The following is a 12,723-nucleotide window of genomic DNA, read 5'->3' on the forward strand; positions in this document are numbered from 1 at the left end:
CGCATTTGAGGCCCGCTATGCTGAGGGTGTGGCGAGCTTTCAAGACGCATTGCAGGACAACCGGGTACCCGGGCGGCTGGGCGACGTGCGGCTGCGTTATGACGGCGGCCGGCTGGTGGGCGAATCCCTACCGCCGCCCTGGGAGCGGCGTGCCCTGCCTGGACTGCTCGTCGGCGTAGGGCTGGGGTGCGCGGTGGGCGCCGCCGTCCTGGTGGGCGTCCGGGAAGGCTCGACGTCGGCCTTCGCCCTGGGCCTGCTCGCGGCGGCCCTGGTGGGTCTGTCCCTCAAGTTGGAGTCCCGGCTGGGCCGCCGGCGCTTCGTCCTGCACTTCCGCACCGAGTCCTTGCGGTTGGAGCAGCTGGCCTGGTCACCGGGCGCGACCCGCGCGGCGGTGGTGCCCTTCGACGCGGTGCGGGCCGTCCACATGGTGGAGCGCCCCGGTCCCCGTTACGCGCTGGTGGTGGAGTACGCGCCAGAGAATGCGGAGGGCCCGCCGCGCCGCGCGGTGCTGGTGGAGGCCATCCGCCCCTCCGAGACGCAGACGCTGCACCGCGTGTGGCGCATGCTCAGCAACGCCTTCGGACTCAGGGGAGCGGGGCTCGCCGGAGGGTGATTTCGATTTCGGTGCCCTCCCCTGGCGTGGAGGACAACCGGAGGCTGCCGCCGAACTGCGTGACGAGCTCCCGGCAGATGGACAGGCCCAGTCCGGTTCCCACGCCCACGGGCTTGGTGGTGAACATGGGCTGGAAGACGCGCTCCTGCAGCTCCATGGAAATGCCGCAGCCGTTGTCCGCCACCGTGAGCACCACGTCCTCGGGAGTCGTCGTCCACCGGACCTCGATGCGCCCGGGACGTCCCGTGGTGCCCATGGCCTGCGCCGCGTTGACGATGAGGTTGAGCAGCACCTGGCACAGCTTCACCGGGCCGAAGGTGACGCGCACGGGCTCGCCGTTGCTCGTCAGCCGCGCCCGCTCCCGCACCTCGGCGCGCGCCAGCTTCACTGCGAAGGACACCACTTCCGCGACGTCCGCCGTGGCCTCCAGGTCCTCACCGCGGGCCTGGGCTCGCAGCCCCAGCGCCACCTGCCGCAGGTGCTCGGCGCCGTCCGCCAGGTCCTTGATGAGGGCGGGCAGGTCCTCCACCGTCTCCGCCACGGCGGGGTCGGGGTCCGTCTGCAGGTGCCGCGACACGTACTGGATGACGCTGCCCAGGTCGCGCTGCAGCGACGCCACGTTCTGCGACAGGTAGCCCACCGGCCCCATCAGCTCGTGCGCGATGCCCGCCGTCACCTGTCCCAGGGTGGCCAGACGCTCGGACTTCATCATGCGCCCTTCCACCTCGCGGATGCGCAGCTCCAGCCGGGCAATCTTGAGCGCGTCATCGAGTGCGGCCTGGAGCTCCGTCCGGTCCCACGGCTTGACGAAGTAGCGCGTCACCTGGCCGCGGTTGACGGCGTCGATGACGGCCTGCATGTCCGCGTAGGCCGTGACGAGCATGCGCTTGGCGTCCGGAGCAATCGTGCGCGCCCGCTCCAGCAGCTCCACGCCCGTCATGCCCGGCATCCGCTGGTCGGAGAGGATGACGCCAATCTCGCCCCGGCGCTGCTCCAGGAGCGCCAACGCCTCGCTGGGCGAGGAGCTGCGGAAGATGCGGAAGCGCTGCCCGAAGTTCGCGTCGAAGACCCGGAGGTTCAGCGCGTCATCGTCGACGTAGAGGACCGCGGGGAGTTCAGACGGGTTCATGACGCTCCTCCTGGCCAGCGTCCCATGAAGGGGGCCAGGCTGGTAGGGCCTAGGATAGCGCCTCACCCCCTTCGCGATCTGCTGGGTACCGCGCGCACCACCAGGATAGGGCAAACGCCTGACGCGTCGCGCCTTCCGGAGAAGCCCTCTCCGTCCCGGGGTCGTGTCAGCGCGAAGAAGCCGACTGTTGCGGAACCGTGGCCTCCAGGTCGCCTTCCAGCGCCCGGGCCACCGCGTCCACGGAGCCGAAGCTGGCCCGGGGAAGCGAACCCAGGAGCGAGAGCACCAGGGCCGGGGCCTCGTTCTCACGGGCCACCCAGGTCAACTGCCGCGCGGACAGCGGAAAGACGGCGCCGTCGAGCGCCTTGTGCAGCGACTCCGCCAGCGGCAGCGGCGGGCCTCCGCGCGACTCCAACTCCGACACACCCTGGGCAAGCCGTTCGCGTGTCATGTCGTCGTTCATTGGAAGCAAGTTAAGCAGCGAACGCCCACGGCCGCCGACCTTTTTTCGCGCTCGTGGAGCAGGCGGGGGGACGAGCCACGCAACCCGCTTGTGGGTGGTCAGCACGCGGCACACGTCCCACCGTTACCCCCACGAAGTGTGCCGGATGGCACCTGCTTGGGAGGACACATCATGGCGGACAACAAGGGTAAATCCGAGGAGACGAAGCACAACGCAGCCGGAGACAACGGCTATGCGGAGCGCATCGAGCATGTGGAGGGCACGCACCCAGAGCCCTGGCCCGGCATCCGCGGTCGCTCGGACGATGAGGAGAATGAACTGCCGACCGGAACGTCACGCGAGCGCCAGGCAAGCGTGACGCAGACTCAGCGCAAGCTGGAGCAGGAGGCGCACGGCCGCAAGGAGCCGACGCGCAAGTAACAAGGGCCCATCCGGGCCCTGCCCCGCCCTCGCGCGCCCCAGGACGGGCACGCGGAGCGGGGCAACCGGACGGCCTAGAACAGCAGCCGCGTGGGGTGCTCGAGCAGCCCGCGCAGCTCGCGCAGGAACTCGGCGCCAATGGCACCGTCGATGACGCGGTGATCGCACGACAGTGTCGCCGTCATCATCTTCCGGACCGCCAGCTGACCATCGCGCACCACCGCCTTCTCGGAGACGGCACCCACCGCGAGGATGGAGGCCTGCGGCGGGTTGATGACGGCGACGAACTGGTCGATGCCGTACATGCCCAGGTTGCTGACGGTGATGGAGCCGCCGGTGTACTCCTCCGGCTTGAGGGCGCGCTTGCGAGCGCGCTCGGCCAGCTCACGCACGCCCGACGCGATGGCCTGCAGGCCCTTCTGGTCCGCATCCCGGAGGATGGGCGTGATGAGGCCTTCCTCCAGCGCCACCGCGATGCCCACGTCCACACTGTGGAACTGGACGACCTTGTCGCCCTGCAGCGAGACGTTGATCTTCGGGTAGCGGCGCACCGCCATGGCCACGGCCTTCACGATGAGGTCGTTGACGGAGACCTTGAGGTCCATCGCCTTCGCCTCTTCGCGCACCTTCGACGCCGCCTCCATGTCCACCTCGATGGTGAGGTAGAAGTGAGGCACGCCGGGCTTCACCTCCGTCATCCGCTGCGCGATGACCTTGCGCATGGACGTGAGGGGGACCACGGTCGGCTCGGGACGCACGCCCGGAGCGGGCTGCGCGGCCGGGGCCTTCTTCGCGGCAGGAACCGCCGCCGGTCCTCGCGCGAGCGCCTCCTCGATGTCGCGCTTCACCACGCGGCCAGAGGGACCCGAGCCACTCACCTGGGTGAGGTCCAGACCCTTCTCGCGCGCGATTCTCTTCGCCACGGGGCTGGCGCGGAGACGCCGGCCACCCGCCTGGGCCGGAGCCGCCGCGGGCTTCGCCGCCGCCGGCTTCTCGGGAGCCGGAGCAGGCGCCTTGGGCTGCGCCGCCGGAGCGGCCGGGGCCGCCTTGGCGCCCTTCACGGTGAGGTACGCGATGGGCGCCCCCACCTTCGCCATCTGGTTCTCCCCGACGACGATCTCCGCCAGGGTGCCGTTGTCGTAGGCCTCGATTTCGAGGTTGGACTTGTCCGTCTCCACCTCGGCCACGGCATCGCCGGAGGACACCTTGTCCCCCTGCTTCTTGAGCCACTTGACGATCTTCCCCTCCGTCATCGTCGGGGACAGGCTCGGCATCTGGATGGCGATGCGGTTGTCACTGCCGCCCGACGATGCGGGCTTCGCGGCGGCCTGCGGCGCGGGGGCTGCGGGCGCCGGCTGGGGCTTCTGCTCAGGAGGCGCGGCGGCGGGCGCGGCCTGCTTGCCGGCCCCCACCTTCTCACCCTTCGCACCGATATAGGCGATGGGCGCGCCCACCTTGGCCATCTCGCCCTCGCCGACGAGCACCTGCAGCAGGTACCCGTCGTCGTAGGCTTCGATTTCGAGGTTGGACTTGTCCGTCTCCACCTCGGCCACGGCATCGCCGGAGGACACCTTGTCCCCTTGCTTCTTGAGCCACTTGACGATCTTCCCCTCCGTCATCGTCGGGGACAGGCTCGGCATCTGGATGGGAATGGCCATACGCGTTCAAGCTCCCTCGCGGTACAGCACCTTCTTCACCGCGGCGATGATCTTCGGTGCGTCCGGCTGGGTCGCGTTCTCCAGGTTCGCTGCATAGGACATGTTGACGTCCAGGCCCGTGACGCGCTCCACCGGTGCGTCCAGGTCGTCGAACGCCTTCGACTGGATGATATCCACCACGGACGCGCCCACGCCGGCGAGCCCCCAGCCCTCCTCCACGATGACGGCGCGGTTCGTCTTGCGCACGCTCGCCAGGATGGCCTCCTCATCCAGGGGCCGCAGCGTGCGCAGGTCCAGGACCTCCGCGCTGATGCCCTCCTTCGCCAATTCCTCGGCCGCCTGCATGCAGAAGTAATACATGCGGCTCCAGGTGATGATGGTGACGTCGGAGCCCTCGCGCTTCACGTCCGCCTTGCCGAGCGGCACGACGTGCTCGCCTTCCGGCACCTCACCCTTGATGGCGTAGAGCCGCTCGCCCTCGAACATGATCACCGGGTTCTCGTCCCGGATGGCGGCCTTGAGCATGCCCTTGGCATCCGCGGGCGTGGCGGGCGCAATCACCTTCAGGCCCGGGAAGTGCGCGTAGTTGGCCTCCAGCGCCTGGCTGTGCTGGCTGGACAACCGGCCGCCAGCGCCGCCCGGACCGCGGAACACGATGGGGCAGCGCAGCTGGCCACCGGACATGTGCCGCAGCTTGGCCGCGTTGTTGACGATCTGGTCCATCGCGAGAATCGCGAAGTTCCAGGTCATCATCTCCACCACGGGGCGCAAGCCCACCATGGCCGCGCCCACGCTCAGGCCGGTGAAGCCCAGCTCGGCGATGGGCGCGTCGATGATGCGCGCGCTCCCGAACTTGTCCAGCAGTCCCTGCGACACCTTGAAGGCGCCGTTGTAACGGCCCACTTCCTCGCCAATCAGATAGACGTTGGCGTCGCGTTCCATTTCCTCGGCGAGCGCTTGGTTCAGCGCCTCGCGGTACATCAACTCGGGCATCGTCGGCTCCGACTCGAACTCGAAAAAGGGTTGGTAGACAGGTCAGCGCGCGCCTAGCGGATGAGGCCCGCCTTCTTGTCGGCCGCCTCGGCCTGCTCGCGCGGCTCCAGGTCCCACGTCACCTTCAGCTCCTGGCCACTGGGGTACGTCGGCCAGTTCACCTTCTTCCCCAGCACGCGCTCGCGGGGGCGCACGTCCTCCTCGCCCTCCTCCACGATGGTGTCGCGCCACAGCTCGTCCAGGCTGGGCTCGGGCGACTCGTCGGCGAACTTCACCGCCTGGTCCACCTGCGCATTGACCTCCGCTTCGATGGACTCGAAGACGTCGTCCTGGGCCAGCCCCTGCTTCAGGATGTAGGCGCGCAGCTTCGGAATCGGGTCACCCTTGCGCTCGTCCTCCACCTCCTGCTTGGTGCGGTAGGTGGCGGGGTCTGCCATCGAGTGGCCGCGGAAGCGGTACGTGTTGGCCTCCAGCAGCACGGGGCCCTTGCCGGCGCGGCAGTACTCGGCGGCGTCCTTGACGGCCTCGTACATGGCCAGCACGTCCATGCCGTCCACCGGCTCGCCGCGCATGTCGTAGGCGCTGGCGCGCTTGTAGATCTCCGGCACCGCCGCGATGCGGGAAATGGCCGTGCCCATCCCGTAGCGGTTGTTCTCGCAGATGTAGATGACCGGGAGCTTCCACTTGGACGCCATGTTGAACGTCTCGTGGAGGGCGCCCTGGCTGGCCGCCGCGTCGCCGAAATAGCAGACGGTGACGCGGTCCTCGTTGCGATAACGGCTGGCGAAGGCCATGCCCGCCGCCAGGGGAATCTGGCCGCCGACGATGCCGTAGCCGCCGTAGAAGTGATGCTCGATGTCGAAGATGTGCATCGAGCCGCCCTTGCCCTTGCTGTAGCCGGTGTCCCGGCCCATCAGCTCGGCCATGACCATGCCCGCGTCGCTGCCACGGGCCAGCGGCTGGCCGTGGTCACGATACGCACTGAGCATGTAGTCATCCGGTCGCAGGGCCTCCACCGGCCCCACCGCCACGGCCTCCTGGCCGATGTAGAGGTGGCAGAAACCGGCAATCTTCCCCAGCGTGTACTGCTGACCCGCGCGCTCCTCGAAGCGACGGATGAGGTACATCTTCCGGTACATGTCCAACAGCAGTTCTTTTGAGTACGGGCTGGCCACTGCGGAATGCCTCCATGCTGGCCGCCCACGGAACTCCCGGGGCGGCAAACGCCGAGCGACTCAATAGCCGCGCGGCAGTGGGACTTCAAAGCCTTTCAAGCCCCGTCCACGCCAGGTCTATTTCAGGCGCAGTGCGTCAGGAACCCAGCGCGAAGTGTGGGACGGAAATGACGCCATCCAGCAACTCCACCGGCCGGCCCGAATGGTCCGTGGCGAGGTGGATGACGGTGGCCTCTGGAAACTTCCGCCGGTAGTCGTTCGCGTGCGTGGGCTCATTGTCGAATGCAGCAACCACGCTCCCCAGGCGACCCAGCCGCGCGTGCGCCTCCCGCTTGAAGGCGTCGTCGTCCTCGGCCAGCGTGGGCTTCATCACGAGGAGCACGCGGTCGTCATCCGGCAGCACCAGGCCGTGACGGCGCATGCAGGAGACGGAGCCTTCCCGCATGGCCTCATGGCGGCCCGTGACGTAGACGAACCTCGCGCCGGTGGCCACCACCTCGTGGGTGAAGCTGGCCGCGCCGTCGATGGCCTCGTCGTCCACGCAGTAGTCGCTGGTGAAGAAGCGCTCGGCCCAGAAGCGGCGGGCTTCGGCGAAGTGGGACTCCACCAGGGCGTCCTCCAGGCCGCAGGCGCGCATGGCCTCCTTCATGTCCCAGCCCGTCACCCAGTGGCGCGGCTCGCAGGCGGCAAGCACGGCCAGCGAGCGGGCGACACCATACTCGCGGAGGATGCGGGCCTGCCGGGGCCGGTTGTCGAACAGGGTCGAGTCCAGGTCGAACGCCAGCACGGCGGAGGAGCCCAGGGAGCGGGCGCGCCCCAGGATGGAACGCAGGGTGTCGCGCCAGTCGTCGCGGATGCGCTTCTTGAAGTCGTCGTAAGCCATGTGCGCGGGGGAGATTACCTGCGCCGGCGGGCCTCGGGGGAATAAGGTCGCATGCCCGCTGCCGCATTGGGTGCTCCCCAAGCGGGCCTCGCCCACCCAAGCGGAGCGAGTCAAGCACGACGAAGAGCCGACCCCGGCCTGCGCCCCCTTCGTGGGGGCGCCCGCCCAGGGGGCGAGGAACGCGTCAAGCGGCTTTCGAATCAAGTTCAGTAACGGGGATTTCCTGGGTCTCTTCACTTGGACTCCCGTCCGCCCGGAGAGACGGCGATCCAGCGAAGGCGTGCTCCCGTTCACCCGATCCTCAAGTCGCTGGCACAGCGCATCGAAGCTGCCCCGTCAATGCCAAGGGACAGTTCGAAGAGGAATCGGATTCGGAGCCGTCGCGGCAGGACTTCCGCTCCCAGTGTGAGCGGGCCGCACGGCCCAACAAGGCACGGCATTCGCATCAACCGTGGGTTCCACTTCAACCGACCTACAAATACACACTGACGTCGTCCCCAATTCGCCTCTCCGGTCAACGCGACACAGCGAATGCGCCACAGGGCTCCCTGACCTCCGCGTCGAGCCCCGCCTCATCCAGGCAAGGCTTCCGTGCGGCGCCCTTCAGCGACTCGTGACGGCCAGACTCGTCTGACGCGTACGCCGGGTAGGCGCCTGCCCGCTCAACCCACCCAAAGAATCCCCCAACAAACACCACTCGCAGCCCACCGCACTCATTTCCAAGACAAAGAGCTGACAACGTGAGCGCAAAACAAAGAAGTACCACCGCACCAAGACACATCCTCCTGGCACTCGCAGGGATATGGTTCACAGCCTGCGGAGACGGTCCTCTCCACGAGGAAGTTGAACCGGCACCACAATCAACTGCCGCCCCATTGGGACTCACAACAACGAGCACTTGTACGCCTGCCCAAATCGCATGGGACCACAACACGAGCATTCCGGACGCCCAGAAGGTTTGCGCGGGGGTCTGGGAGTACCAGTCCTACATTCAGCCCTGTTACGCGGATGCCAACTCGAGCGCGTGTCCTGTCATTGGGTACGAGCAAGGAACGTGCACGTACCACCACACCTGTAGAGACCCGGCATTCGGGATCGAGCGATTCCAAACCATCAACCAGGCTCCAATCATCGAAGGAACCCGATACTCCGTCATGGAGTGCATGCCGGGACAAGGCTGCCAGTACTTCGACGAGTACGACTACGACAACCAGGGCGGATGCAGCGCCAGCGTCAACACAGTCAGGGATTCGCTCCAGGGCGGATGGCACAACACCGTGACGTCGACCTGGAGCGAAGGTGCCATCACTCTCATTGGCGAAGGCAACGTCGCGCGCTTCACCCAGCAGTGCTACGTCACGCTCTACAACGTCCCGCTCTATCACCAGAGAGCCGAAGCGCCCTGCGAGACCTATACCGCCCAATGCGACGACACCACCAAGCCCATCCATGGGTTCTGCCGACACGAGAGCCACGGCCCCGCCCCGACGGAAAGCGAATGCGGACTCGCCAACGATGGCGCGACAAACACCTCGCCTCGAGGACTCTCGCTGGAGTCCCTCAAGGCGACCCACGACACCGCGGCAGCCATTGCTCTAAGCCCTCACTGCTCGACTTGCGATCACCTTCCAATGCAGGATGACTCGGACGTAAATGCGAAGTACGCCTGCATCAGGCTGCGACTCAATCGCCTCATGAGGGATACAAAGTCAGACCGAGTGGAACGCAACGTCACCGCCAGCCAACTCCGCCGACTCATCGAGATGCGGGGCGATGCGCTGACTGCGGCGAACCTGGCCGATGCCCTCAGTCTCTATCGCAACAGTCGCTTTGGCTCGAACTGTAACAATGACCTCATGGTTCCCGAGGTGAGTCCGACTTGTGATCCCTCGATTGAGCACGACCGTTCATTCCTTGAAACGGTTTGCCACCCCCTCTCACTGGATCACGTCCAGGTCGCAGTCACCCGCCAGTTCTTGGATGAATGCCTCGACTTCATCGAGAATGCACCACTCGACCCGCAGTGCGGACTTCAGCCGTACGCGCTGCCCTACCGAGATGTCTCGATCTCCCTGCTGAAGAAGGTCTTCGCGGCACCTCACGGTCCCAGCGGCGCGCCCCGGCAGCAAACGCTGGTCAACAATCTGGCCGCCCTCGAAAGATGGCGGTACCACTCGCTCCGCGTTCTCCATGCGAGTGATAACTACCTGGAGGCTCCCCCTCAATTCTGGGAAGAATTGAGCGTGCTGATGAGCGCCTTCTGGAAGGGCGCGTACGACAGCGAGCAGCAAATCGGCACCACACTCTCCCCGGAAGCCCTTGACGATCTCTCCGCGGCCTACATGAAAGTGGACCGAGAAGTCCTTCTGAGTGCATTCGCTCCGGAGTCCTACGTCCAATCCGCACTCCTCCTCCCGGTGATGAGCGACGCGTTTCACGGGATGGTGGATCGGCTCCGGGTCGCAAGCGCGTCCCACGACCTTGCGTGTCGCTATCTCACCTGCGCCAGCGGCCAATTGAGCACCGAGGTGAGCCAGCTCTGGAACCTCCTCAGTCTGCTCGACGACGCGGCTGCGCTGCAGAGTGCACTCAACAGCTCGAACAAGGTCCGCAGCGAGTGGCGAGCAGTCTTTCAGGCCATCGTGAATCAGCATTCACGCCTGGCGGGGGCCATGTCAGACGCCCTGGGACAGTACCCACTGCCCTCTGGCGCTCCCTTGCGAACCTTGAGTCATGAGCAGATACCCCAGATTGCATTGGGAGTGTCCCAACTCTTGAGAGAGGCTCACGCCCGGAGCACGAGTTATGAAGCGCATGGCCTGTTCGACTCGCTCCATCGGAACGTCCTGTCCCGGGGAATGAACACAAGCTCGCTGGAGCAAGAGACGCTCGACGGGGACCTGAACGCGCTCCGTAACAACCTCAGCCAAAGGGTCTCTGAGTACACGTCCACCCGGACCGCACTGATTCAAGACCTGCTTGCAAACCTGCAGACCCAGCAGGCCGAGACATCGGGAATGTGGCGAATCACCGCGCTTCACGAGCGCATGAAGGTTGTGTCGAAAGACCTGGCGGGCCTGCGCAACAACGTAGAGGTCGCCAACGTGCGTCAGGGCGACTTCATGAGCGCTTTCGATGAAGTGGTCGCGACCACGGATTTGAACCAGCTCATCCATCAAGACACCATCCCCCCTATCATGCTCAGTGCTGGCAATGCGGTCTACGCGGGAGGCAGCCCCGACCCTGAGACCCGCATCGCTGACATTGCAGCAAGAACGAATGGTTCAACGCCTTGGATGAAGGCCACAGAAGCCGGTGACTTCCTAACGGTCACAGTGACCGGACAGTGGTCGCCGACCTGTGCAATCAGTCAGGGAACCCACAGGCTGCCTGGAAGCCCGAACACGACGAAACCCATCCTTGTCACCCGAACAGAACAGGGACCCAATGGCTCCCAGACAATCCCTGTTCTCACAGGTCCCGAGGGGTTCCTCGTCAATCTCCAGAACAGCAACTTCCAGGCTGTCTCCAAACAGACCGTAAAGGAAGACGGCACCTACAGGACGTTCGACAAAACGGCTTCCACCTGCGCGGGCATGGAGGCCTCCTATGGCTCCCCCAGCATTGTCGAAGGTGCATGGGGCGCCTCTTTCAAGGCCTACGTCAAGGCCGAAGGGTGCCTGAACTGGGACTGGGGTGAGCGGAGCTCCACAACAGAGGTCGACAACAATGCGAACGGCACAGAAAGCCGCAGTGTCGCGGCATTCACCACCGGACTCCGCGCAGCCAATACCCCCTTCCCACAACTTCCAGCAGGCAGCCTGCTGCTCGTGGAAGTCGAACGTCCAACGGCTCCCGCGCAGGCTCTGCGCCGCCACATCCGGAACATCCATCCCGTCCAGGCGCCGCATACATCCATCGCGATCGACCGAGCTTCGGACCTCTACCTGGTGGTCAATGACAAAACGGGTTGTGGCCCCACGGCAGCCGGCAGCCTGACCGTCAACATCAGCCATTCTCGTCCCCTCGCCGCCAGCATCCAGCAACTGGGCAGAGCCATGGCAGCCGTGCGGGAAGACCTCCGCAGCAAGTTCCCGGACTACCTGAGGCAGGGAAGACTGCATCCTCAGGATCTATCAGCGCTGAGGAGTCAAGCGTTCGCCCGGCTCTCTACCGAATGCAATTGCAACGTGAACGACCCTTCGAAGATCCCCACCACCTTCAACGGTTTGTTCTCGGCCTGGCTGGAGCATGACCTCTCCATCCTCCAGAGACAGGTGGAGATTCTCGCAGTCAGGCGGGAGCAGGACATGTTGGCCCTGGAACTCCGAGCGCTCCGCGACGAACTGGCCTCCGCCCAGGCCGAATCCCGGTGGGTACGAATGCTCCCACTTTGGAACCTGCGAAACCTGGACGGCGCTCAACTCGATTCGAGAACTCGCGAAGTGGTGTCCGGCCTCAATCAGTACCTCTACCCCATCATCCACCTACGCTATCCAAGCGTTTTCACCGCTCTTGCGAATGACTCAGCCGCCCGAGCTCGCCTCATGCATCTGGTCGACATGGACTGGATGGCACCGGCACTGGATCGCGCCGAGTCCATCCTCGACGTCGAGTTTGACATCCGCGACAAGTTCGCATCCGCGAGGGCAGCGGCAAATCACCTGACTCCGAAGGTCGTCGCACTCAGCTTTCCGCGTCCGGGCGTCCAGGCCGACACGCCTTATCGGAAAGTCAGTGATTCACGAGCTGCGCAGGTATGGGACCATCTGCTGACAACCGGCATCGCTCCATTCACGGTGCTCCCCGAAGACTTCTACACGGCCTCCGGCGGACACGCGCAGTTGTTCTGTATGGAAGGCTCTCCGATCATCCGCGCCATGGGCCTGTTCGCCCGCGTTCATGTGACGGACGGAGTTGTCCTAAGCAGCGCGCTCGCAACACGGGCGCTGACTCAATTCGGCTCACAACTCGCATTCCCCACACTCGCGGGCTTGGAGACGTATCAACAGAGCAATGCGGAGTGGCATTTTGGAGGCCTCCCCGTGACATATGGCACGGCGAGCGATGCACTAGGCACTTTCGAAAAACATGCCCTTCCTGAACGAGTTGGGAATGGCCTATCCCCATTCACCCAGTTCGATGTCGATGGAACAGTGCTGTTCGCACCCGTTAGATTGGACGAGCCCCCCCTCATTGACATGATCAGCGAGCTCGTCCTCGTGTTCCAAGTAGAGCCACGGCAGCTCACCCAACCGATGACGTGGATCCGGACGTGCCACCCGGGAACTGCGCTCACGAGCCAAGGACTGCTGAGCGTCGAATCAGACATGCGGTAACCAAGGGCGCTTGGCGTCCATTGTGGGGGCGGACAGTTGTCGCATGTCCG

9 protein-coding genes are annotated in these 12,723 nt (G+C 65.4%); 3 read left to right on the top strand and 6 right to left on the bottom strand.

The annotated features are described in order from the left end of the window. Positions 1–28 precede the first annotated feature (28 nt). Positions 29–613, top strand: coding sequence for a hypothetical protein (locus BLU09_RS11095; RefSeq protein WP_090489073.1), 585 nt, complete (start codon positions 29–31; stop codon positions 611–613). Here BLU09_RS11095 and BLU09_RS11100 read toward each other — a convergent pair. Next, on the bottom strand, positions 585–1,742 hold the full coding sequence (locus tag BLU09_RS11100) for a sensor histidine kinase (protein ID WP_090489075.1): 1,158 nt from the start codon (positions 1,740–1,742) through the stop codon (positions 585–587). The two genes, BLU09_RS11095 and BLU09_RS11100, sit on opposite strands and share 29 nt — an antisense overlap. A gap of 166 nt (positions 1,743–1,908) precedes the next feature. Beyond that, positions 1,909–2,193: a DUF2795 domain-containing protein gene (locus BLU09_RS11105; protein ID WP_090489077.1), complete on the bottom strand. Its 285-nt coding sequence runs from the start codon at positions 2,191–2,193 to the stop codon at positions 1,909–1,911. A 183-nt stretch (positions 2,194–2,376) separates the two neighbouring features. Here BLU09_RS11105 and BLU09_RS11110 point away from each other — a divergent pair, with 183 nt between their 5' ends. Continuing rightward, entirely contained in the window at positions 2,377–2,625 is a 249-nt protein-coding gene (locus tag BLU09_RS11110; RefSeq protein ID WP_090489079.1) for a hypothetical protein, read from the top strand. Positions 2,626–2,699: 74 nt separating this feature from the next. Here the strand turns inward: BLU09_RS11110 and BLU09_RS11115 are convergent, their stop codons facing one another. From BLU09_RS11115 to BLU09_RS11130, 4 genes are all read right to left on the bottom strand, one after another. After that, on the bottom strand, positions 2,700–4,283 hold the full coding sequence (locus BLU09_RS11115; protein WP_090489081.1) for a pyruvate dehydrogenase complex dihydrolipoamide acetyltransferase: 1,584 nt from the start codon (positions 4,281–4,283) through the stop codon (positions 2,700–2,702). Between the two features lie 6 nt (positions 4,284–4,289). After that, positions 4,290–5,276 (bottom strand): pyruvate dehydrogenase complex E1 component subunit beta, encoded by a 987-nt coding sequence (locus tag BLU09_RS11120; protein WP_090489083.1) that lies wholly within the window; start codon positions 5,274–5,276, stop codon positions 4,290–4,292. Positions 5,277–5,329: 53 nt separating this feature from the next. Then, the gene (gene pdhA / locus BLU09_RS11125; RefSeq protein ID WP_186817707.1) at positions 5,330–6,451 is read right to left on the bottom strand and encodes a pyruvate dehydrogenase (acetyl-transferring) E1 component subunit alpha; all 1,122 of its coding nucleotides are present in this window, start codon (positions 6,449–6,451) and stop codon (positions 5,330–5,332) included. A gap of 136 nt (positions 6,452–6,587) precedes the next feature. Next, positions 6,588–7,334 carry an HAD family hydrolase gene (locus tag BLU09_RS11130; protein WP_090489097.1) on the bottom strand — a complete coding sequence of 249 codons (747 nt, stop codon included), beginning with the start codon at positions 7,332–7,334 and terminating at the stop codon, positions 6,588–6,590. A gap of 1,163 nt (positions 7,335–8,497) precedes the next feature. Between BLU09_RS11130 and BLU09_RS11135 the strand changes: the two genes are divergently transcribed. Continuing rightward, a complete protein-coding gene (locus BLU09_RS11135; protein WP_244171622.1) occupies positions 8,498–12,673 on the top strand; it encodes a seawater-induced protein 61-2 in 4,176 nt (1,391 codons plus the stop codon). The last annotated feature ends 50 nt before the right edge of the window (positions 12,674–12,723 follow it).

Source organism: Myxococcus virescens, from assembly GCF_900101905.1.
In the GTDB taxonomy this organism is placed as follows: domain Bacteria; phylum Myxococcota; class Myxococcia; order Myxococcales; family Myxococcaceae; genus Myxococcus; species Myxococcus virescens.

Excerpts from the sequence above, each read along its gene's own strand:
- BLU09_RS11100 (WP_090489075.1), bottom strand. The coding sequence starts at position 1,742 with ATGAACCCGTCTGAACTCCCCGCGGTCCTCTACGTCGACGATGACGCG.
- BLU09_RS11105 (WP_090489077.1), bottom strand. The coding sequence starts at position 2,193 with ATGACACGCGAACGGCTTGCCCAGGGTGTGTCGGAGTTGGAGTCGCGC.
- BLU09_RS11110 (WP_090489079.1), top strand. The coding sequence starts at position 2,377 with ATGGCGGACAACAAGGGTAAATCCGAGGAGACGAAGCACAACGCAGCC.
- BLU09_RS11115 (WP_090489081.1), bottom strand. The coding sequence starts at position 4,283 with ATGGCCATTCCCATCCAGATGCCGAGCCTGTCCCCGACGATGACGGAG.
- BLU09_RS11120 (WP_090489083.1), bottom strand. The coding sequence starts at position 5,276 with ATGCCCGAGTTGATGTACCGCGAGGCGCTGAACCAAGCGCTCGCCGAG.
- BLU09_RS11130 (WP_090489097.1), bottom strand. The coding sequence starts at position 7,334 with ATGGCTTACGACGACTTCAAGAAGCGCATCCGCGACGACTGGCGCGAC.
- BLU09_RS11135 (WP_244171622.1), top strand. The coding sequence starts at position 8,498 with ATGCCGGGACAAGGCTGCCAGTACTTCGACGAGTACGACTACGACAAC.